The sequence below is a fragment of the Streptomyces sp. NPDC001890 genome (assembly GCF_042891445.1).
GTDB lineage: Bacteria > Actinomycetota > Actinomycetes > Streptomycetales > Streptomycetaceae > Streptomyces.
Map to the genome: position 1 here is coordinate 321,904 of NZ_JBIATE010000002.1, position 19,517 is coordinate 341,420.

At 71.4% G+C, this 19,517-nt stretch carries 21 protein-coding genes; 9 read left to right on the forward strand and 12 right to left on the reverse strand.

Going from position 1 to position 19,517, the window contains the following annotated elements; translation table 11 throughout:
* Positions 1-9: 9 nt before the first annotated feature.
* Complete coding sequence (locus ACFYY1_RS07585) at positions 10-648, reverse strand: LysE family translocator (protein WP_388582126.1); 639 nt, start codon at positions 646-648, stop codon at positions 10-12.
* Between the two features lie 202 nt (positions 649-850).
* On the opposite strand from ACFYY1_RS07585, the gene ACFYY1_RS07590 reads away from it, so the two are divergent.
* Together ACFYY1_RS07590 and ACFYY1_RS07595 are read left to right on the forward strand one after the other, a co-directional pair.
* Positions 851-1,117 (forward strand): hypothetical protein, encoded by a 267-nt coding sequence (locus ACFYY1_RS07590; RefSeq protein ID WP_351255764.1) that lies wholly within the window; start codon positions 851-853, stop codon positions 1,115-1,117.
* Positions 1,118-1,123: 6 nt separating this feature from the next.
* On the forward strand, positions 1,124-2,305 hold the full coding sequence (locus ACFYY1_RS07595) for a glutathionylspermidine synthase family protein (protein WP_388582128.1): 1,182 nt from the start codon (positions 1,124-1,126) through the stop codon (positions 2,303-2,305).
* Between the two features lie 20 nt (positions 2,306-2,325).
* On the opposite strand, the gene ACFYY1_RS07600 is transcribed toward ACFYY1_RS07595, so the two are convergent.
* Both ACFYY1_RS07600 and rocD read right to left on the reverse strand, forming a co-directional pair.
* On the reverse strand, positions 2,326-3,132 hold the full coding sequence (locus tag ACFYY1_RS07600; protein WP_388582131.1) for a hypothetical protein: 807 nt from the start codon (positions 3,130-3,132) through the stop codon (positions 2,326-2,328).
* A 64-nt stretch (positions 3,133-3,196) separates the two neighbouring features.
* Entirely contained in the window at positions 3,197-4,402 is a 1,206-nt protein-coding gene (rocD, locus tag ACFYY1_RS07605; RefSeq protein ID WP_388582133.1) for an ornithine--oxo-acid transaminase, read from the reverse strand.
* Between the two features lie 141 nt (positions 4,403-4,543).
* Between rocD and trpS the strand changes: the two genes are divergently transcribed.
* Together trpS and ACFYY1_RS07615 are read left to right on the forward strand one after the other, a co-directional pair.
* A complete protein-coding gene (gene trpS / locus ACFYY1_RS07610) occupies positions 4,544-5,557 on the forward strand; it encodes a tryptophan--tRNA ligase (RefSeq protein WP_388582136.1) in 1,014 nt (337 codons plus the stop codon).
* Between the two features lie 113 nt (positions 5,558-5,670).
* Positions 5,671-6,261, forward strand: a complete 591-nt coding sequence (locus ACFYY1_RS07615; RefSeq protein ID WP_388582139.1) for a 2'-5' RNA ligase family protein — start codon at positions 5,671-5,673, stop codon at positions 6,259-6,261.
* A 21-nt stretch (positions 6,262-6,282) separates the two neighbouring features.
* Here ACFYY1_RS07615 and ACFYY1_RS07620 read toward each other — a convergent pair whose 3' ends face one another.
* Both ACFYY1_RS07620 and ACFYY1_RS07625 read right to left on the reverse strand, forming a co-directional pair.
* Positions 6,283-7,152 carry an SDR family NAD(P)-dependent oxidoreductase gene (locus ACFYY1_RS07620; RefSeq protein WP_388582142.1) on the reverse strand — a complete coding sequence of 290 codons (870 nt, stop codon included), beginning with the start codon at positions 7,150-7,152 and terminating at the stop codon, positions 6,283-6,285.
* A gap of 47 nt (positions 7,153-7,199) precedes the next feature.
* Positions 7,200-8,549 (reverse strand): FAD-binding protein, encoded by a 1,350-nt coding sequence (locus ACFYY1_RS07625; protein WP_388582145.1) that lies wholly within the window; start codon positions 8,547-8,549, stop codon positions 7,200-7,202.
* Positions 8,550-8,692: 143 nt separating this feature from the next.
* Between ACFYY1_RS07625 and ACFYY1_RS07630 the strand changes: the two genes are divergently transcribed.
* Positions 8,693-9,616, forward strand: a complete 924-nt coding sequence (locus ACFYY1_RS07630; protein ID WP_388582148.1) for a YihY/virulence factor BrkB family protein — start codon at positions 8,693-8,695, stop codon at positions 9,614-9,616.
* Here the strand turns inward: ACFYY1_RS07630 and ACFYY1_RS07635 are convergent.
* Positions 9,564-11,003, reverse strand: coding sequence for a D-alanyl-D-alanine carboxypeptidase (locus ACFYY1_RS07635; protein WP_388582151.1), 1,440 nt, complete (start codon positions 11,001-11,003; stop codon positions 9,564-9,566). The genes ACFYY1_RS07630 and ACFYY1_RS07635 overlap by 53 nt on opposite strands.
* Between ACFYY1_RS07635 and ACFYY1_RS07640 the strand changes: the two genes are divergently transcribed.
* From ACFYY1_RS07640 to ACFYY1_RS07650, 3 genes are all read left to right on the forward strand, one after another.
* Complete coding sequence (locus tag ACFYY1_RS07640) at positions 10,942-11,187, forward strand: SCO4848 family membrane protein (protein ID WP_093549020.1); 246 nt, start codon at positions 10,942-10,944, stop codon at positions 11,185-11,187. The genes ACFYY1_RS07635 and ACFYY1_RS07640 overlap by 62 nt on opposite strands.
* A 53-nt stretch (positions 11,188-11,240) precedes the next feature.
* Positions 11,241-12,566, forward strand: a complete 1,326-nt coding sequence (locus tag ACFYY1_RS07645) for a metallophosphoesterase (RefSeq protein WP_388583435.1) — start codon at positions 11,241-11,243, stop codon at positions 12,564-12,566.
* Positions 12,567-12,754: 188 nt separating this feature from the next.
* Positions 12,755-14,311, forward strand: a complete 1,557-nt coding sequence (locus tag ACFYY1_RS07650; RefSeq protein WP_388582154.1) for an ABC transporter substrate-binding protein — start codon at positions 12,755-12,757, stop codon at positions 14,309-14,311.
* A 76-nt stretch (positions 14,312-14,387) separates the two neighbouring features.
* On the opposite strand, the gene ACFYY1_RS07655 is transcribed toward ACFYY1_RS07650, so the two are convergent.
* From ACFYY1_RS07655 to ACFYY1_RS07670, 4 genes are all read right to left on the reverse strand, one after another.
* Positions 14,388-15,140, reverse strand: coding sequence for a TetR family transcriptional regulator (locus ACFYY1_RS07655; protein WP_388582155.1), 753 nt, complete (start codon positions 15,138-15,140; stop codon positions 14,388-14,390).
* A gap of 23 nt (positions 15,141-15,163) precedes the next feature.
* The gene (locus ACFYY1_RS07660; protein WP_388582157.1) at positions 15,164-15,598 is read right to left on the reverse strand and encodes a thiol-disulfide oxidoreductase DCC family protein; all 435 of its coding nucleotides are present in this window, start codon (positions 15,596-15,598) and stop codon (positions 15,164-15,166) included.
* 5 nt (positions 15,599-15,603) lie between these two features.
* The gene (locus tag ACFYY1_RS07665) at positions 15,604-16,035 is read right to left on the reverse strand and encodes a hypothetical protein (protein WP_388582160.1); all 432 of its coding nucleotides are present in this window, start codon (positions 16,033-16,035) and stop codon (positions 15,604-15,606) included.
* A 67-nt stretch (positions 16,036-16,102) separates the two neighbouring features.
* The gene (locus ACFYY1_RS07670) at positions 16,103-17,329 is read right to left on the reverse strand and encodes an MFS transporter (protein WP_388582163.1); all 1,227 of its coding nucleotides are present in this window, start codon (positions 17,327-17,329) and stop codon (positions 16,103-16,105) included.
* 88 nt (positions 17,330-17,417) lie between these two features.
* Between ACFYY1_RS07670 and ACFYY1_RS07675 the strand changes: the two genes are divergently transcribed.
* Complete coding sequence (locus ACFYY1_RS07675) at positions 17,418-17,927, forward strand: MarR family winged helix-turn-helix transcriptional regulator (protein WP_388582166.1); 510 nt, start codon at positions 17,418-17,420, stop codon at positions 17,925-17,927.
* A gap of 7 nt (positions 17,928-17,934) precedes the next feature.
* On the opposite strand, the gene ACFYY1_RS07680 is transcribed toward ACFYY1_RS07675, so the two are convergent.
* Entirely contained in the window at positions 17,935-18,744 is an 810-nt protein-coding gene (locus ACFYY1_RS07680; RefSeq protein ID WP_388582169.1) for a hypothetical protein, read from the reverse strand.
* A 12-nt stretch (positions 18,745-18,756) separates the two neighbouring features.
* Positions 18,757-19,359, reverse strand: a complete 603-nt coding sequence (locus tag ACFYY1_RS07685; protein ID WP_388582172.1) for a hypothetical protein — start codon at positions 19,357-19,359, stop codon at positions 18,757-18,759.
* Positions 19,360-19,517: the final 158 nt, after the last annotated feature.

Here is a 19,517-nt window from a genome sequence, read left to right on the forward strand (position 1 = left end):
GCCCGGGGCTCAGTCGCCGAGTGCCAGCCGGACACCGAAGGCGGCGATGACGGTCCCGGTGATCCGGTCGAGCAGCCGGCGGGCCTGCGGTCTGCGGAGCCAGCCGTGCAGCACACGGGCGAAGCCGACGAGCACGGCCGACCACATCAGGCCCAGCAGGATGTGTACGGAGGTGAGCAGGAGGCCCATCGTGAAGTGGCTGGTGCCGGCCGGGATGAACTGGGGCAGGACGGCGACGTAGAAGGCTCCCATCTTCGGGTTGAGGAGGTTGGTGAGGACTCCCTGCCGCCATCCGCCGGCGAACGAGTCCGTGCCGGCCAGGAGGGCGGATTCGTCCGTCCCGCCGTCGGGCAGCCCCCGGAAGGTGTCGCGGAGCATGCGCAGGCCCATCCAGACCAGGTACGCCGCGCCGACCCAGCGCAACGTCACATAGGCGAGATGGGAGGCCGTGAAGAGCGCGGTGACCCCGAGGGAGGTGAGCGCGCCCCACAGCAGGGTGCCGGACTGGATTCCGAGGACGACGCCCCAGGCTCTTCTGCGCCGGCCGAGGGCCGAGGTGCGCAGGACCAGAGCGGTATCGAGTCCGGGGGTGAGAGTGAGAAGCCCTACGACGAGGGCGAAGGACCACAGCGCGGTGCCAATTGCCATGGAAGGCCAGCGTACGCCACCTTTGAGGAGCGACGCGGTGTCGAAGCAGCCGGCGGCGTCGAGTGCGCAGATCATCCCGAAGGCCGCAGAGCGACTCTGCTTGTGGACATCCGGTGCACCCGCTTCCCGCCGCCAGCGGCAGGCATTTAATCTGACAGGTGGTCGCATTGGCTTGATTCATATGCACGGGGGAGTCGGAAACATGGCACGCAGGCTGAGGTCGAGCACGGTCGTGCTCGGTGGCATGGGGGTGCTCGCGGCGATGATCACCTCCTGCGGTTCGGAGCCGGACAAGCGGTGCGTCGACCCGCTGACCCGCGACAAGCTGCCGAGCTACGAGTGCAAGAACGGCAAGGGCTCGTACTACTACGGCGGCAGCAGCAAGAACGGCAAGGTGGAAGGCGGCAGTTTCGACAAGTCCGCGGTCGACCGCGGCGGTTTCGGCTGCTCGGGCACCGGGGGCGGCTGAACCGGCATGGAACGTCGCACCACGACGCCCCGCCCCGACTGGCAGCGGACGGTGGAGGAGCAGGGGGTCGTCTTCCCGCTCACCCGCTACCCGGACGGATCGCTGCGCCCGTACTGGGACGAGAGCGCCTACTACGTCTTCTCGCTGCCCGAGGTCGAGGCGCTGGAGGAGGTCGTCGAGGAACTGCACACCATGTGCCTGGCCGCCGCCGCGCACATCGTGGAGCGGGACCGGTTCGCCGAACTCGGCATCACCGACCGGCGGTTGGCTGATCTGATCGGCCAGTCCTGGCGGCGACGGGACGAACTCCCGTCCCTGTACGGCAGGTTCGACCTTCGGTACGACGGCACCGGCCCGGCGAAGATGCTGGAGTACAACGCGGACACCCCCACCTCCCTGGTGGAGGCCGCGAGCGCCCAGTGGTTCTGGATGGAGGACCGCTTCCCGGGCGCCGACCAGTGGAACTCGCTGCACGAACGGCTCGTCGAGGCCTGGAAGCGGCAGGCCCCCCTGCTGCCGCCGGGCCCGCTGCACTTCGCGCACTCCGACGGCGACGAGCTGGGCGAGGACCTGATGACGGTCGCGTATCTGCGGGAGACCGCGGAACAGGCCGGCATCGACACGGAGGCGCTCTCCGTCGAGCAGATCGGCTGGGACCGGCTGAGCGGGCGGTTCGTCGACGAGCGGCTCCGTTTCATCCGGAGCTGCTTCAAGCTGTACCCGTGGGAGTGGCTGGCGACCGACCGGTTCGGTCCGCATGTGCTCGACACCCTCGACAACGGCGGCGGTACGGGCACCACCTGCTGGATCGAGCCGGCCTGGAAGATGCTGCTGTCCAACAAGGCGCTGCTGGCGATCCTCTGGGAGCTCTACCCCGGCCACCCCAACCTGCTGCCCTCCTACCTCGACGGTCCCCGCGAACTCGCGGAGTCGGGCGGCTATGTCGCCAAGCCCCTGCTCGGCCGCGAGGGGGACGGGGTCACGATCCACGAGCCGGGAAGCCCGGCGGCGGTGCGGGACGAGCCGTGCTGCTACCAGGAGCTGGCACCGCTGCCCGACTTCGACGGCAACCGTGTGGTGCTGGGCGCGTGGGTCGTCGAGGACGAGGCGGCCGGGCTCGGCATCCGCGAATCGGCCGGCCTGGTCACGGACGAGTACGCCCGCTTCCTGCCGCACGTCATCCTCTAGGGCTCTCCGGTCCGGCCGCCTCAGTCCGGCAGGGGCGCGCCCGCGCGCAGCCAGCCGAGCAGGTCGTCCGTGACCGGCTCGCCCTCGGCCGCGACGTCCTCGCGGACCGCGCCCAGGCCGAGCCGGTACACGGAGACCCGGTCGCGGCCGTGGCGGCGCATGAGGAGTCCGTCGCCCCCGCTGTCGTCCCCGACCAGCACCCAGCCGGGCGCGTACAGGGGCACCTCGAAGGTCTCGTTGCGTTCCTGGATCAGGTGCGGACCGTAGATGTGCACGCCGTTGTCGAGCAGCACGCCCGGCGTCGACCGCCACAGCCGGGCGACCGCGGGATTGGGCCCGTCCCGCAGGCCGCGCGACCGGGCCGCCCGGACGGCCAGGAACCCGGCGAAGGACTCCGCCACCGGGTACTCGCCGCCGTCCGTACCGTCACGGCACACCACGGGGTACTCCCTGCCCCCGTCCCCGTCCCCGTCATCGGCCCCGTCGTCGACTTCGGCCTCGCCCGCCCGGTCGAGGACGAAGTGGTAGCCGTCGCCGCAGTCCGGCTCGACGGCGAAGCAGAGCCGGTCGCCGTCCAGCCGCCACCCGGCGGTGACGGCCTCGTACATGTCGTCGGCGGACCCGGCGGGCCCGACCGTCGCGATGTCCGCGTCCCCGGCCCGGCCGTGGCCGTACTCGGCCAGCCACCACCGGTACGACGGCGGCAGCGGGCCGACGCGTGCCTCGGCCTCGCGGATCAGGGCCTCCGGCACGGCGCCCGCGCGCCCGCGGCCGAACCCCGGTGATCCTTCGATCAGTTCCCGCAGCAGTGTCAGGTCGGGTCTCACGGTGCGGAGTCTGCCAGGGCGGGCCCGCCGGACGGGCCCCGGGCCCGCCCGGCGGGCCGGCGGCTCAGCCGCGCAGGACGGCGCGGAGCTGTTCCAGGCCCCAGTCCAGATCCTCCTTGCTGATCACCAGCGGCGGGGCGATCCGGATCGTCGAGCCATGGGTGTCCTTGACCAGCACCCCGCGCTCCATCAGCTTCTCGGAGATCTCCCGGCCGGTGCCGAGGCCCGGGGCGATGTCGACCCCCGCCCACAGCCCGCGGCCGCGCACCTCCTCCACCGCGCCGCCGCCCACCAGCAGCCCGAGCTCCTGGTGCAGGTGCTCGCCCAGCTCGGCCGCCCGCTGCTGGAACTCGCCGGTGCGCAGCATCGAGATGACCTCCAGCGCGACCGCGCAGGCGAGCGGATTGCCGCCGAACGTCGAACCGTGCTCACCGGGCCGGAACACCCCGAGCACCTCCTGCGACGAGACCACCGCCGACACCGGCACCACACCACCGCCCAGCGCCTTGCCGAGCACGTACATGTCCGGCACCACACCCTCGTGCTCACAGGCGAAGGTCCGGCCGGTCCGGCCCAGGCCCGACTGGATCTCGTCCGCGATGAACAGCACGTTCCGCTCGCGGGTGAGCTCCCGCACCCCGGGGAGATAACCGGGCGGCGGCACCAGCACCCCGGCCTCGCCCTGGATCGGCTCCATGAGCACCGCCACGGTGTTCTCGGTCATCGCCTCCCGCAGCGCGGTGAGATCCCCGTACGGCACGATCTCGAACCCCGGCGTGTACGGGCCGAAGTCCTCCCGTGCCTCCGGGTCCGTGGAGAAGCTGATGATCGTGGTCGTCCGGCCGTGGAAGTTGTTCGCGGCGACGATGATCTTCGCCATGCCGTCCGGGACGCCCTTCACCCGGTAACCCCACTTGCGGGCCGTCTTCACCGCGGTCTCCACGGCCTCGGCGCCCGTGTTCATCGGCAGCACCGACTCCATGCCGCACAACTCGGCGAGCCGCGTACAGAAGTCGGCGAACCGGTCGTGATGGAAAGCACGTGAGGTGAGCGTCACCCGCTCCAGCTGTGCCTTGGCCGCGTCGATCAGGCGCCGGTTGCCGTGACCGAAGTTGAGCGCCGAGTAGCCGGCGAGCATGTCGAGGTAGCGGCGGCCCTCGACATCGGTCATCCAGGCCCCGTCCGCCGTGGCGACGACGACGGGCAGCGGATGGTAGTTGTGCGCGCTGTGCGCCTCGGCGGAGGCGATGGCGGTTTCCGTGGTCGACACGGGATCTCCGTTCGTCGTGCGGCGTGGGCGGGGGTGGTGCCCACTTTGTATCGTTGGTCGGTTCAGCGGTGAGGAAACCTGTGTTCCCCGGCGCGCCAGGCCGGTCGGGGCCAGTTGTCCGCACCTGAGACAATGAGTTCCATGGCCTCTGAACGCCCCCGTGTGCTCTCCGGAATCCAGCCCACCTCAGGCTCGTTCCACCTCGGCAACTACCTCGGCGCGGTCCGCCAGTGGGTGGCGCTGCAGGAATCCCACGACGCCTTCTACATGGTCGTGGACCTGCACGCGATCACTGTTCCGCAGGACCCCGCGGAGCTGCGGGCGAACACCAGGCTCGCCGTCGCCCAGCTCCTCGCCGCCGGGCTCGACCCGGAGCGCTGCACGCTCTTCGTCCAGAGCCACGTCCCCGAGCACGCCCAGCTCGGCTGGGTCATGAACTGCCTCACCGGCTTCGGCGAGGCCTCGCGGATGACGCAGTTCAAGGACAAGTCCGCCAACCAGGGCGCCGACCGGACCACGGTCGGTCTCTTCACCTACCCGATGCTGATGGTGGCCGACATCCTGCTGTACCAGGCCGACCAGGTCCCGGTCGGCGGGGACCAGCGCCAGCACCTGGAGCTGACCCGCGACCTGGCCGAGCGGTTCAACGGAAGCTACGGCGAGACGTTCACCGTGCCGAACCCGTACATCCTCAAGGAGACGGCGAAGATCTACGACCTCCAGGACCCGTCGGCGAAGATGAGCAAGTCGGCGGCCACCCCGAAGGGCCTGATCAACCTTCTGGACGAGCCGAAGGTCACCGCCAAGAAGGTGAAGAGCGCGGTCACCGACACGGACACGGTCATCCGCTTCGACCAGGTGGAGAAGCCCGGCGTCAGCAATCTTCTGACCATCTACTCGACACTCACGGGCACCGGTATCGCGGATCTGGAGCAGAAGTACGAGGGCAAGGGCTACGGTGCGCTCAAGACCGACCTCGCCGAGGTCGTGGTCGAGTTCGTCACACCCTTCCGGACCCGCACCCAGGAATACCTGGACGACCCGGAGACGCTGGACTCGATCCTGGCCAAGGGCGCGGAGAAGGCCCGTGCCGTCGCGGCCGAGACCCTGGCCCTGACGTACGACCGGATGGGCTTTCTGCCCGCGAAGCACTGAGTCCAAGGACCCTGGCGGTTTCGCTGCCGCAGGCGTCACACTGGCGACGGGAAGCCGAACCCGGTGGGTGGCCGCAAGCAGGCCACCGACCATCGAGCATGGAGGAGGACGACGTGGGGACCGTAACGCTCGGCGTTTCGATCGCGGTCCCGGAGCCCTACGGCAGCCTGCTCCAGGAGCGGCGCGCGAGCTTCGGGGACCCTGCCGCGTACGGCATTCCCACGCACGTCACCCTTCTCCCGCCGACCGAGGCCGAGGCGGCCGACCTGCCCGCGATCGAGGCGCACCTGGCCCAGATCGCGACGGGCGGCCGCCCCTTCCCGATGCGGCTGTCCGGCACGGGGACCTTCCGTCCCCTCTCGCCGGTCGTCTTCGTCCAGGTCGTCGAGGGCGCCTCGGCCTGCACCTGGCTGCAGAAGCGGGTCCGGGACGCCTCCGGGCCGCTGGTGCGCGAGCTCCAGTTCCCGTACCACCCGCACGTGACCGTGGCGCACGACATCGCCGAGGAGGCGATGGACCGGGCGTACGCCGAGCTCGCCGACTACGAGGCGGCCTGGACCTGTGCTTCCTTCGCGCTGTACGAACAGGGCTCGGACAGCGTCTGGCGCAAGATCAACGAGTTCCCGTTCGGCGCCGGGGGCGGCGCCCCCGCCGTGCCCGCGCAGGGCAGCTCCTCCGTGGACGAGCCCTCCCTGCACCCCTGACCGCCTCCCGGTGGCTCCGGCTCAGATCGGCAGCCGCCGGAACAGCGGGCGCGGCACGTGCCGCAGCGCCGACATCACCGCACGGAGCGAGCCCGGCACCCACACGGTCTCCGAGCGCCGCCGCAGTCCCGTCACGATGGCCTCCGCGACCGCGTCCGGCGTCGTGGTGAGGGCCGGCGCCTCCAGCGGCGCCGAGGCGAACCGGGCCGAGGCCGACCGCGCCGCGGCGATCCGGGCTCCCACCGGAGACCCGGCAGGCACTGCTTTCGCGACCGGCACCGTCTTCGTGGCCGGCACCGTTTCCGTGACCGGCTCCGGCCGTACGACGCCGGGGCGCACGACCATGACATGCACCCCGGTCCCGTGCAGCGCGTCCCCCAGCCCCTGCGTGAACGCGTCCAGGCCCGCCTTGCTGGACCCGTAGATGAAGTCGGCGCGGCGGACGCGCTCGCCCGCCACCGAGGAGAGCACCACCAGCGAGCCGTGCCCCTGCGCCTGGAGTGCGCCGGCGCACACCAGCCCGGCGGAGACGGCTCCGGTGTAGTTGGTCTGGGCGACCCGGGCCGCGGCGAGCGGCTCCTCCTCGTCGCGCCCCTGGTCGCCGGCGATGCCGAAGGCGAGCAGCACCATGTCGATGTCGCCCTCGGCGAAGATCTTGCCGAGGGCACTCTCGTGCGACTCGATGTCCAGGGCGTCGAAGCCGACGGTGCGGACGTCGGCGCCGCGGGCGCGCAGTCCGGCGGCGGCCGCGTCCAGAGCGGGGCCGGGGCGCCCGGCCAGCCGGACCGTGCGGGTCCGCAGGGCGATCAGCCGCCGGGCGGTGGCCAGCGCGATCTCCGACGTGCCGCCGAGGACGAGCAGGGACTGCGGGGCTCCGAAGGCGTCCTTCACGGGAACACTCCTTGCGACGTGGGGAGGGGAAAGAGGGGTGGCGGCGGTCAGAGCGACAGGCGGCGCGACAGGTCCGAGCGGAAGGCCCCGTCCGGGTCCAGCTCGGCGCGCAGCGACCGGAAGTCCGCCAGCCTCGGATACATCGCGGCCAGCAGCTCCGGCCGGAGCCGGGAGTCCTTCGCCAGACAGACCCGGCCGCCCGCCGCCGCCACCTCCTCGTCCAGCGAGTCCAGGAACCCGGCCAGTCCGGGCAGGGCGGCGGGCAGGCCGAGGGCGAGCGACCAGCCGGGCGCCGGGAACGACAGCCAGCCGGGGTCCCCGGCGCCGAACCGTTTGAGCACGGCGTTCGTCGCCGGGCAGCGCCGTCGGGCGATCCGGTGCACGATCCGGCGCAGCGTCTCCTCCTGGCCGTGGCCGACGGCGAACTGGTACCGCACGGATCCGGCCCGCCCATGGACCCGGTGCCGGTGCGGCAGCCCGTCCAGGGGGTGGAAGAACGCGGCGATCCGCTGGAGTTCGCCGATCCGGTACTTGGGCGCGCCGCGGTACCTGAGCTCGCTCAGCAGGGTGGCCGGGGCGCCGCCGAGCAGCGCCTCCGGTACGAGGGCGGGGGTGGCCGGCAGCGGCCCCGGGCGGAACGAGAGCGGTGTGCGCCGGGCGCGCGCCGGGAGCGCGTACCGGGGTACGTGCTCCCCCCGGGTGAGTACGGAGCGCCCCGTGGCCCGGCCGCGGGCGTGGAGGTCGATCCAGGCGGCCGAGTAGCGGTAGCGGTGGTCCCCGGTGCCGAGCCGTTCCAGCAGGTCGTCCAGGTCGACGGCGCGTTCGGTGTCGACCGACATCCACGAGCTGGTGACGCGGTGGCACCGGAGCGTGGCCGAGAGGATCACCCCGGTCAGGCCGAGGCCGCCCGCGGTCGCGTCGAAGAGATCGGTGCCGGGCCGGACCGTACGGATCTCGCCCCCGGCGGTCAGCAGCTCCAGCTCCTGGACGTGCCGGGAGAAGGAGCCCGCGACGTGCTGGTTGTGACCGTGGATGTCGGCCCCGACCGCGCCGCCCACGGTGACGTAACGGGTCGTCGGCGTGACGGGGACGAACCAGCCCAGCGGCAGCAGGACCTCCATCAGCCGGTGCAGGCTGACCCCGGCGTCGCAGACCACGAGCCCGGCGCCGGCGTCGATGGTGCGGATCCGGTTCAGCGCGGTCATGTCGAGGACGGAGCCGCCCGCGTTCTGGGCCGCGTCGCCGTGCGCCCGGCCGAGGCCCCGGGCGATGGAGCCGCGGGGCCCGCAGCCGCGTACCGTCGCCGCCGCCTCCTCGTACGAACGGGGGCGGAAACGCAGGGCGGTTGTCGGGGCGGTGCGGCCCCAGCCGGTCAGGGACACGGTGTCGACGGACATGACGGTGACCGTATCGCCAGAGAAAACCCTTTCAGGGCATTTGTTACAACACTCACCGGTATGGGTGATTGAAGAAGTGTCAGGGCCTGCGGCAGCGGGGCCCGGTGCCGGATTCCCGTGCCCGGGAGGGTAAGCCGTACGTCATGGACTGGCTGAAGAACCTCCCCGTCATCGGGCCGATCGTCTCCCGGCTGATGGCGACGCACGTCTGGCGCTCCTACGAGACGCTGGAGCGGGTCCATTGGGCCAGGCTCTCCGCCGCGATCACCTTCATCAGCTTTCTGGCGCTCTTCCCGCTGATCGCGGTCGGCGCGGCGATCGGTGCCGCGCTGCTCTCCACCGAGCAGCTCCACAAGATCGAGGACAAGCTGGCCGAGCAGGTGCCGGGCATCTCCGACCAGCTGGGCATCGGGAACCTGGTGGCCCACGCCGGCACGGTGGGCGTGGTGGCCGGTGCGGTGCTGCTCCTCACCGGCATCGGCTGGATCGGCTCGATGCGGGACTGTCTGCGCGCCGTCTGGGACCTGGACGACGTGGGCCTGGGCAATCCGGTCCTGCGCAAACTCAAGGACACGGGGCTGCTGCTGGGCCTGGGCGGGGCGGTGCTCGCGACGCTCGCCGTGTCGTCGGCCGGGTCCGTCGCGGTCGGCTGGACGGCGGAGCTGTTCGGCATCTCGGACCGCGGCGCCGGCGGGGTGGTGCTCCAGGCGGCCACCCTGGTCGTGGCCGCGCTCGCCGGGTTCCTGCTGCTGCTCTATCTGCTGACGCTGCTGCCGGGCGTCGAGCCCCCGCGGCGCGCGCTGCTGGTCGCCGCGGCGATCGGCGCGATCGGCTTCGAACTGCTCAAGCTGCTGCTCGGCAGCTATATGAAGGGCGTCGCGGCGAAGAGCATGTACGGCGCTTTCGGGGTGCCGGTCGCGCTGCTGCTGTGGATCAACCTCTCGGCGAAGCTGCTGCTGTTCTGCGCCGCCTGGACGGCGACGCAGAACAGCGGGGACGAGGCGTCCGGGGCCGTCAGCGGCGGGGAAGGCGACGCACCAGGTCCGGCAGCGGCCAGCGCCGGTTGACCAGGAACACCGCGCCGGCCAGCAGCACCAGGGCGCCCCCGGCGATGCCCAGGGCGATCCCGGCGCCACCGCCTCCGCCGCCCTCGGACGCGGTGGCCTTCGCGGACTGCGCGGGGCCGTTGCGGCCCTCGCCCTTGCCCTGCTCGGCCGCGGGTCCCTTGCCGGACCCGGTGCCGGTGTCGGCGGACTTCGGGGCCACCAGCTCGCCGACCGGGGTCACCTTGCCGCTCGCGTCGAAGCCCCAGTCGAGGAGGCTGGCGGCCTCGTCGTAGACGGCGTGGGGCTTCTCGGACGAGGGGTTCATGACGGTGACGAGCAGCACCTTGCCGTCGCGCTCCGCGACACCGGTGAAGGTGTTGCCGGCGTGCGTGGTGTAGCCGTTCTTGACGCCCGCGATGCCCTTGTACGGGTCGACGCCGCCCGCGCCGGTGAGCAGCTTGTTGGTGTTCTGGATGGCGAAGCTCTCGCGCTTCCCGTTCTTCTCCGTGCCGGGGAACTGCGCCTCGGCCGTGGAGCAGTACTCCCGGAAGTCCGCCTTCTGCAGCCCGCTGCGGGCGAACAGCGTCAGGTCGTACGCGCTGGAGACCTGGTCGGGCGCGTCGTACCCGTCGGGCGAGACCACCTTGGTGTCGAGCGCCTGCAGCTCCTCGGCGTGCGCCTGCATCGCGTCGACGGTCTTGGGGACGCCGCCGTACATCGCGGAGAGCACATGCACCGCGTCGTTGCCCGAACGCAGGAACACCCCGAGCCACAGATCGTGGACCGTGTAGGTGAGCTTCTCCTTGACGCCGACCAGGCTGCTGCCCTCGCCGAGGTCGGCCAGATCCTCGTCCTTGACGGTGTACTTCTGGGTCTTGGGCTGGAGCGCGGGCATCACGGTGTCCGCGAAGAGCATCTTCAGGGTGGAGGCGGGAGGCAGCCGCCAGTGCGGGTTGTGCGAGGCGAGGACCTCGCCGTTCTCCGCGTCCGCGACGATCCAGGACCTGCCCGTGAGGCCCTTCGGCAGCACCGGGGCGTCCGGTCCCAGCTGCACCTGCGTACCGGCCCGGCCCAGCAGTTCGCCGCCGACCCTGGACATGCCCGCGGGCGGCTTCGGCTGGTCGTCGGAGGTGTCCTTGCCGACCGCCGATGCAGGGCTGACAACAAAAGTGGACAACAACGCGGCGGAGATGACCGTCATCGCGGTCTTTTTGAGAGCAGGCACGATCGGAAACGTACATGCAGAAGATATGAAAATGGGTGCGGACTCCTTGACCCGCCGGGCGTACCGCCAGGACAGCCCACCCCGGGCGGCTGGGCCGGAGGGCGGCGGCGATACTGAGTCCATGAAGCTCAGCCGCCCCGTCTCCTGGTTCCTGCTCGCCTTCGGGGTGTGGAGCTGGTTCATCTGGATCACTTTCGTCAAGAACCTGTGGAAGGACGGCAGCGGACTCGCCTTCGACGACGCGGGTGACCCGACTGCGTACTTCTGGGTGCATCTGCTGCTCGCCATCACGTCCTTTCTCCTGGGGACGGCGGTGGGAGTGATCGGGTTCCGCGGCGTCAGGGCCCTGCGCCGTGAACGCGCGTAACCGGCCGTACGACACGCGGAGGAGAGCAAGTGGCGGTGGCCGGTCTCGCGCTGATGGCGATCGTGGTGCTCGCGCTGCTGGCCGGCGTGCACCGCTATCTGTGGTGCCGCTTCGTCGGTGACACGACGGCCGAGGGCAGTGCGCTGCGCAGGGCCGGCACGGTGGCCGCGTACGTGCTGCCGCTGCTCAGCGTCGGCGCGCTGGTCTCCGGCCGTGCGGGCGCGCCCTTCTGGCTCCAGAAGGTACTGGCCTGGCCGGGCTATCTGTGGCTGGCCGCCGTGCTGTACCTGACGCTGGCTCTGCTGGTGGGCGAGGCGGTACGGCCCGTTCTGCGCCGGGCACTGGCGCGCCGGGCGGACCGGGCCGGGCGGCCGGAAGGCGCGGAAACGGGTACGGGCGCGGGCGCGGACGCCGACGCGGCGTCAGCGGACGGTGTGTCCGGCGCGGTTCCGGCACCTGACGCGGAACGACCGGAAATCTCCTCGGGTACGAGCGCTTCCGCCGCCCCGGGCACCCTCGTCGCCGACGCCCCCGCCCCGCCCCGCACGGATGCCCCCACCCGCCGGCTGTTCGTCGCGCGGGCCGTCGGAGGGGCCGCCGCCGTCGCCGGGCTCGGCACGGTCGGCTACGGCACCTACGGGGTGCTGCGCGGGCCGCGGGTGAAGCGGATCACCGTCCCGCTTGCCAAGCTGCCCCGCTCCGCGCACGGTTTCCGGATCGCCGTCGTCAGCGACATCCACCTCGGCCCGATCCTCGGCCGCGACCACACCCGGCGGATCGTCGACACGATCAACCGGACCCAGCCGGATCTGGTCGCCGTCGTGGGCGACCTCGTCGACGGAACCGTCGCCGACCTCGGCCCGGCCGCCGAGCCGCTCGCCCGGCTGAAGGCCCGGCACGGGAATTACTTCGTCACCGGAAATCACGAGTACTACTCCGGCGCCGCCCAATGGGTCGACCAGGTAAGGGAATTGGGCCTTCACCCGCTGGAGAATGCCCGGGTCGAGATCGCCGGATTCGATCTTGCGGGCGTCAATGACGTCGCCGGGGAGAGCGAGGGACAGGGGCCTGATTTCGCCCGTGCGCTCGGCGACCGGGACCGCGCCCGCGCCGCCGTTCTGCTGGCCCACCAGCCCGTCGTCATCCATGACGCCGTCGCCCACGGCGTGGACCTCCAGCTCTCCGGCCACACCCACGGCGGCCAGCTCTGGCCGGGCAACTTCATCGCGGATCTGGCCAATCCCACCGGCGCCGGGCTCGACCGCTACGGCGACACCCAGCTGTACGTCTCGCGGGGCGCGGGCGCCTGGGGCCCGCCGGTACGGGTCGGCGCACCGTCCGACATCACCGTCGTGGAGCTCGCCTCGCTGCGGGCGTGACTCTCCGTCGACAACAGGTTTCAGACGTTCGGATGCACCCAAGGTTTCAACTGTCGAACAAAAGGCTATGAATCACAGTTTCGCTCTTCCAGATGTGAAAATCGTGTGATTGGCTGACCATGGGCATGCGGTGATGTGCGTATCTGAGCGCGGTTGCCGAGGTGGGGCTGGTAAGGGAGAGCACGTCAATGCGGTCGATCCGGCTACGGATTCTCGCGATTCTCGCGGTTTTGGTCATCGCAGGCGTTGTCGCCTGGCAGCTGCTCCCCTCGGACGAGGTGAACAAGGACCCCATCGCGGTCGGCACCACGGACGAGGTCACCTCGCTCGACCCGGCCGGCGCGTACGACGCGGGTTCCTGGGCGATGTACAGCAACATCTACCAGTCCCTGCTGACGTTCAAGTCGGGTGCGGTCGTGCCCGAGCCCGACGCCGCCGAGAGCTGCGGGTTCATCGGTCAGAAGCTCCAGACGTACCAGTGCAAGCTCCGTGACGACCTGGCGTTCTCCAACGGCCGCAAGATCACGGCCGAGGACGTCAAGTACTCCATCGAGCGCATGATCAGGATCAAGACGGACGTCGGTCCCTGGGTGCTCTTCCCGAGCCTCAAGAACGTGGTGGCGGACGGCCGCACCGTCACCTTCAACCTCTCCTCGCGCGACGCGACCTTCCCGCAGAAGCTCGCCACCGGCGCCGGTTCGATCGTCGACCGCGAGTCGTACCCGGCGGACAAGCTCCGCAAGGGCAACACCATCGACGGCTCGGGCCCGTACCTCCTGAAGTCGTACCGGTCGGGCGAGATCGCCGAACTGGTCCCCAACCCCCTCTACAAGGGCGCGCTGAGCAAGACCGGTGTCCCGGTCACCGTGCACTACTACGACAAGTCGGACGAGCTCCTGTCCGCCTGGAACGCCAAGCAGGTCGACGTCACGCACCGCGAACTGCCGCCGGCCACGCTCGCCGAGCTGAACCCCGGCGACCCGGACCTGCGCGTCACCGAGGCGGACAGCGCTGAGATCCGCAATCTCGTCTTCAACGTCCGGCCGGGCTCGCCGCTGGCCGACAAGAAGGTCCGGCAGGCCATCGCCTCGCTCATCGACCGCGGTCCGCTGGTGACCGGCGTCTACAAGGGCACGGTCGAGCCGCTCTACTCGCTGATCCCGCAGGGCTACATCGGGCACAGCACGCCGTTCTTCGACGCCTACCCCACACCCGACCCGGAGCGCGCCAAGCAGCTGATGGAGGACGCCGGCGTGCAGACCCCGGTGAACATCAGCTTCGGCTACGGCGGCGGGAACGAGACCCAAGCGAAGGAGACCGCGGAGCTCCGCCGCCAGCTGGAGGCCGACGGGCTCTTCAAGGTCAAGGTCCACGCCGTCGACTGGCAGCAGTTCCAGAAGGACTACGCGGCCGGCAAGTACGACGCGTACACGGTCGGCTGGCTCCCCGACTACCCGGACCCCGACACCTTCAGCCAGCCGCTCGTCGGCCGCAACAACAGCCTCCACAACGGCTACTCCAGCAAGAAGGTGGACAGCCTCATCGGCTCCACGCTCCAGTACGGCGACCGCGGGCGCACCGCGGCCGACTTCAAGGAGCTCCAGGCACAGGTCGGCGAGGACGTGCCGCTGGTCCCGCTGTGGCAGAAGAAGGACTACGTCGTCAGCACGACGGACGTCTCCGGTTCGCAGTACCTCTCGGACGGCACCGGCCTCTGGCGGCTCTGGGAACTGCGGCGGATCTGACGGTCCCCCAGGGCAGCACACGGGGCGGTCCGCCGGCGTTCGCCGGCCGGCCGCCCCGTCGTCGTACGAGGGCCTGTCAGGGCTTGTCGGGGCCTGTACGGCCCTGGTCCCGGGTCTTCGTGGCGCCGGTCTTCGCGGCGCCGGGCAGGAACTCCTCCAGCACCTCGTGGATCTGCCGCACCAGCGGCCGCAGCACCCGGAACCGGGAGAGGGCGATGGCGCGGGCGCCGATCGGGGCGGAGCGCTCCACCAGGCGGCGGCTGCGTTCGGTGTGCTCCGTGCGGTCGTACACCCAGTACAGCACCAGGCCCATCTGTATCAGCCACATCAACTGCGGCAGCAGTTCGGCCAGTTCGGGGTCGGTCTTGGCGTCGGACCCGGCCAGGCACCGCCGGTGGATGGAGATCGCCGCCTCGCGGGCCGCGACCGACTCCGCCGAGAACGGGCTGAGCGGGCTCTCCGGGTCGGCGGCGTTCTTGAAGAACTGGGCGGCGAAGCGGTGGTACGGCTCCGCCACGTCCAGCCAGGTGAGCAGGACCCCGCGCATGCGCACCGCGAGGTCCTTGTCGCCGTCCAGGACCGGCTGCACGGCCGCCGCGTGCTCCGCCGCGAGCCGGTCGTAGAAGCCCTGGACGAGGTGTTCCTTGTTCGTGAAGTAGTAGTAGGCGTTCCCCACGGAGACACCGGCCTCCTGGGCGATGGCCCGCATCGTCGTCTTGTCGTAACCGCGTTCCTGGAAGAGCCGGAGCGCCGTTTCGAGGATGAGTGTGCGGGTCTGCTCGCTCTTGGGAGCCCTGACTTCCTTCACGTCCTTCGCTTCCTTCACCACGCTCCCGAGGGTATCCGGCGCGGTCAGCTCCCGGATCCGGGGACCGTGCAGGCACCGTCGCCGTCCTGGCCGCCGCACGGTGCGGCGGTCAGGGACCGGTACTTCGCGGCGGCGAGCACGGTGGCCCGCGCGAACGGGCGGCCCGCCGGGGTGGTCAGCCAGTGGGCCCTGGGCCGGTGCTCGGCCAGCGCCCAGAGGCAGACGATCCACGCGGAGGTCCCGCGGTAGATCTGCCCCCGGTCGCCGATCACCGTGATCTCGTCCAGCGTCCCGGCGTGGTCGAGCCCGGGGAAGCGGCGGCGCGCCTCCTCGGAGGCCGCCGGAACGAGGTCGAGCGGGACGAGCTGACGCTGCTTCGTCAGCCACTGCCGCAGATGGAGGCAGAGCGAGCACCGGGCGTCGTACAGCACCGTCAGGCGCTCGACGGAGAGCCGCTGCCCGCCGGTTCGGCCCGTCATGGCGCTCAGGCCCTCGGCGCGGGCGCCGCCCACGGGCCGTTGCCCGGCCCCGTCCAGCCCTGCGGGGCCACCGGCGGGATCTGCTCGCGCTCCATCAGACCGCGGCGGCGGATCTTGTTGAGCACATAGACATTGCCGAGGTGCATCACACCGAGGACGAGCAGGACGACGCCGAGCTTCACCGACAGTGCCTCGAAGAGTCCGCGGGCGTCGGTGACGGCGTCGGAGTTCCTCAGGTAGAGGGTGACGAAGCCCAGGTTGACCAGGTAGAAGCCGACCACCAGCAGGTGGTTGACGGCATCGGCGAGCTTCTCGTTCCCGTGCAGCACATCGGCGAGGAACACCTTGCCGTTGCGGCTGAGCGTGCGCGCGACCCAGACGGTCAGCGCGACGCTGATCAGCAGATAGATGACGTACGCGACAACAGTGAGGTCCATGCCCCACCCTCCCTTGAACGCGTTCAAAAGCTGTTGTCATGGACTGTAGACCTGTAATTGAACATGTTCAAGCGGGGAGTTCGGCGGCTCGCCCGGTCTTCTCGCCGGGTGCGGTGAAGCGCCGTACGCCCGGCACCGCCGCCGTCCCCAGGCAGGCCGCGCCGACCGCCACCGCGGCGACGGCCAGGGGCACTTCGGCGCCCCAGGCGGAGGCCGCGAGCGGGGCCAGGGCGTAGCCGAGCGGCATCGCGCCGAGGGAGAGCAGCCAGTCGTACGAGGTCACCCGGGCCAGCGCATGCGCCGGTACGGCGGACTGGACCGAGGTCTCCCAGACCGGCCCGAGGAAGCCGAGGCCGGCCTGGGCGACGCCGTACGCGGCGATGGAGAGCGCGACGGGCGCGTGGGCGGCCAGCAGGCCGAGCGGCAGGGCGTACGTGGCGAGCCCCAGGTTGGCCACCAGGATCGGGCGGCGGGGGCGGGCCCGGCCGGCCAGCAGCGAGCCGAGGAGCAGGCCGACCGCGCCGGTCTGGAGCAGGGCGACCCAGACGCCCTTGCCGCCCAACTCCCGGACGAAGAGCGCCGGGCCGACGGTCATCAGGACGGCCGCGGCGCCGTTCCAGGTGGCGTGCCCGAGCAGGCTCGTCCAGTACCAGTCGCGGCCGCGGACCTCGCCCCAGCCCTCCTTGAGGTCGGTGAACAGTGAGCGCCGGGGGGTGGGTACGTGCCGGACCTCGACGGCGGACAGCAGCGCGGCGCTCACGGCGAAGCTGGCGCCGTCCAGCACGAAGGCCCAGCCCGGCCCCGCGGTGAGGATCAGCACCCCGGCGAGGGCCGGGCCGCCGAGCCGGGTGGCGCTGTTGACCACCGCCATCAGGGAGTTGGCGCGCAGCAGCCCGGACTCCGCCACGGTGCCTCGGATCAGCGGTGACACGGTCGGCATCGCGAACGCCCCGGCGGCGCCGCCGACCGCCTCGGCGAGCGCGATCTGCCAGAGCGCGGGGGAGCCGCCGAGCAGCTCCGCGCCGACGAAGAGCTGGGTCGCGCACCGTACGAGATCCGTGGTGAGCGCGACCGTACGGGCGTTGAAGCGGTCGCCCACGACACCGCCCAGCGGCAGCAGGAGCAGCTTGGGGACCATCGCGCAGCCCAGGACCAGGGCGAGCGCCCCGGTCGAGCCGGTGGCCAGGTAGACGGCCAGCGAGAGGGCGGTGGGGATGACGGCGTCGCCGAGGAGCGAGAGGGTGCGGCCGATGAAGAGCAGGCGGAAGGCGCGCGTGCGCAAGGGGTGCGGCATGCGCGGGAACCTATTTCGCCATCGAACTATTCGTCAACGAAATATCGGGTTCCGAAGGGTAGTTGGAGGCTCGGCGTACGCTTTCCCCATGGAGCGAAGCGACTGGACCGACGGACACGTGGAGCGCTGGAAGCCCGTCCTTCCGGGCCTCGACCCCGAGGTCGAGGGTGCGGTGACCCGCATGAAGAAACTCTCCGTCCACCTGCGCCGGGTACGCGAGCAGTCCCTGGTCGACTTCGACCTGGACCGCCAGGAGTTCGACACGCTCCACAAGCTGGCCGGACGCGGCGGCAAGGCAGCCCCCTCCGAGCTCGCCGCCGACCTGGACCTCGCGCCCGCCTCCGTCACCGGCCGGCTGGACGCGCTCGAACGACGCGGCTTCGTCCGCCGCACCCCCTCCACCACCGACCGCCGACGGGTCGTCGTGGAACTCACCGACACGGGCCGCTCGACCTGGCTGGGCGCGATGGACGTGCTCGGCGACGAGGAGTACCGGCTGCTCGGCGTCCTCGGCAAGGACGAACGCATCCTGCTCAACGACATGCTGCGGCGCATCATGGTGGTCGCCGAGGACCGGGGCGCCGCCGCCTGGGACTGACGGGCGCTCAGCCGGCCCGCTCCGTCCGGTCAGGGTCGTCCGGGCCGGTGACGAGATGTCCGGCCAGCTCCGCCCGCAGCTCGTCGGGGCCCTTCGCGAGGATCTGCCCGAGCGCCTCGTTCCACTGCCCGGCCGCCCGTTCCACCGAGGAACGGAAGCCGCGGCGCAGCGGCACGCCCGCGAGCAGCAGCGCGAACGCGGCGACCGGCCGCAGCAGCAGCCGCCCGTGCACGCTCAGCGTGACATCGACGTACCACAGGCCCTGCTCCGCCCGGCGCGGCCGCAGGTACAGGCGGGCGATCCCCAGCCGGTGCTTCAGCCGTGCCTCGGCCGGCGCGCGGGCCACCGGGGGCGCCCCGGGCGCCAGGGCGGCCGCCGCCCACCAGGCGGTCAGATCGAGCGACGCCCTGCCCGACAGGCGGTACAGCGACCCCGAGTCCTCGGGACCCCGCATCCGCCCCGCGATCTCCAGCGCCGCCGGGCGGTCCGGGTCGCGCAGCCGCACCGTCATCCGCCCGGACAGCTCCGGTGACCGCATCAGCTGCTCGACGGCGATCGCACTGCCGCGCCGCCATTCCCGTATCACCGTCGTCTCCTGCTCCCCGGTGCCGGAGCCGCTGGACTCGTACCGGGCGCCCGGCCGCAGATGGCGGCCCTTCACCAGGGCGAGGCCGGGGACCTTGTGCCCGTCCGGCAGCACGATGTCCCGGCCCCGGGCCCGAGTGGACTCGGCGAGGTCCCAGAGCAGCGGGGCGCAGGTGTGGAGCAGCTCGCGGTCCGGCGCGAGGACCGTCACGGTGTGGCTGAGGCGGGCCATCGCGGCCGGCCGTCAGATGCTCATCGCGCGGGCCGTGTTGAGCTGGGCCATCACCAGGGGGAAGGTGTTCTGGTCGACCGCCGGGATCATCGTCGAGTGATGACGGCCGCCGCTGGACACCGACACCTGGACGAAGCCGGTCGTCTGCTTCTCCTTCATCAGCAGGAACAGCAGACCGACCAGGCAGAACAGCGCGAAGACGATCGCGAGCACGATCGCCACCGTCGGGATCTTCTCCTCGGTGCGGGTGAGGTCCGTCGCCGTCCACACCGCGCCCTTGAGCGGCATCGGGCCGGACGGGGTCACGATCTGGTCCTGCATCACGGCGATGTCGCCGAACATCAGGACCGGCATGCCGGAGCCGCCCATCGGGGCGCCCGGCTGCGGCGGGAAGCCGTGACCGGGCATGGTCGGCTGGGCCGCGACGCCCTGCGGGTAGCCGTAACCGGGGCCGGGCTCGGCCGCGGACTCGGGCAGCGGCTGCGGGTAGCCGTACGCCGGGGCGCCCGGACCGGGCTGTGCCTGGCCGTCGGCGACGGTGGGCGGATTGCCCGGCTGCTGGGGAGCCGGCCCCCACTTGTATGAGTCGTCCGCGTACGGATTCGGATCGCTCAACGTTCCCCGCTCTCGATCAGGCTGTGTGCCCCGGGCCTGCTGCGCCGGCGGCGGCGAACCGGTTCTGGTCCGGTTCCGGTCCGCACGACCGTACCGCCAAGCACCCCGCGGCGCAGCAAGCGGCCCCGCTCCCCGCGGTGTTGCCGCGGAGAACGGGG

Coding starts and splice junctions, on each gene's coding strand:
- ACFYY1_RS07665 (WP_388582160.1), bottom strand. CDS start 16,035: ATGGACCTCACTGTTGTCGCGTACGTCATCTATCTGCTGATCAGCGTC.
- ACFYY1_RS07680 (WP_388582169.1), bottom strand. CDS start 18,744: ATGGCCCGCCTCAGCCACACCGTGACGGTCCTCGCGCCGGACCGCGAG.
- ACFYY1_RS07625 (WP_388582145.1), bottom strand. CDS start 8,549: ATGTCCGTCGACACCGTGTCCCTGACCGGCTGGGGCCGCACCGCCCCG.
- ACFYY1_RS07590 (WP_351255764.1), top strand. CDS start 851: ATGGCACGCAGGCTGAGGTCGAGCACGGTCGTGCTCGGTGGCATGGGG.
- ACFYY1_RS07670 (WP_388582163.1), bottom strand. CDS start 17,329: ATGCCGCACCCCTTGCGCACGCGCGCCTTCCGCCTGCTCTTCATCGGC.
- ACFYY1_RS07595 (WP_388582128.1), top strand. CDS start 1,124: ATGGAACGTCGCACCACGACGCCCCGCCCCGACTGGCAGCGGACGGTG.
- ACFYY1_RS07650 (WP_388582154.1), top strand. CDS start 12,755: ATGCGGTCGATCCGGCTACGGATTCTCGCGATTCTCGCGGTTTTGGTC.
- ACFYY1_RS07675 (WP_388582166.1), top strand. CDS start 17,418: ATGGAGCGAAGCGACTGGACCGACGGACACGTGGAGCGCTGGAAGCCC.
- ACFYY1_RS07585 (WP_388582126.1), bottom strand. CDS start 648: ATGGCAATTGGCACCGCGCTGTGGTCCTTCGCCCTCGTCGTAGGGCTT.
- ACFYY1_RS07640 (WP_093549020.1), top strand. CDS start 10,942: ATGAAGCTCAGCCGCCCCGTCTCCTGGTTCCTGCTCGCCTTCGGGGTG.
- ACFYY1_RS07660 (WP_388582157.1), bottom strand. CDS start 15,598: ATGACGGGCCGAACCGGCGGGCAGCGGCTCTCCGTCGAGCGCCTGACG.
- trpS (WP_388582136.1), top strand. CDS start 4,544: ATGGCCTCTGAACGCCCCCGTGTGCTCTCCGGAATCCAGCCCACCTCA.
- ACFYY1_RS07630 (WP_388582148.1), top strand. CDS start 8,693: ATGGACTGGCTGAAGAACCTCCCCGTCATCGGGCCGATCGTCTCCCGG.
- ACFYY1_RS07635 (WP_388582151.1), bottom strand. CDS start 11,003: ATGAACCAGCTCCACACCCCGAAGGCGAGCAGGAACCAGGAGACGGGG.
- ACFYY1_RS07645 (WP_388583435.1), top strand. CDS start 11,241: ATGGCGATCGTGGTGCTCGCGCTGCTGGCCGGCGTGCACCGCTATCTG.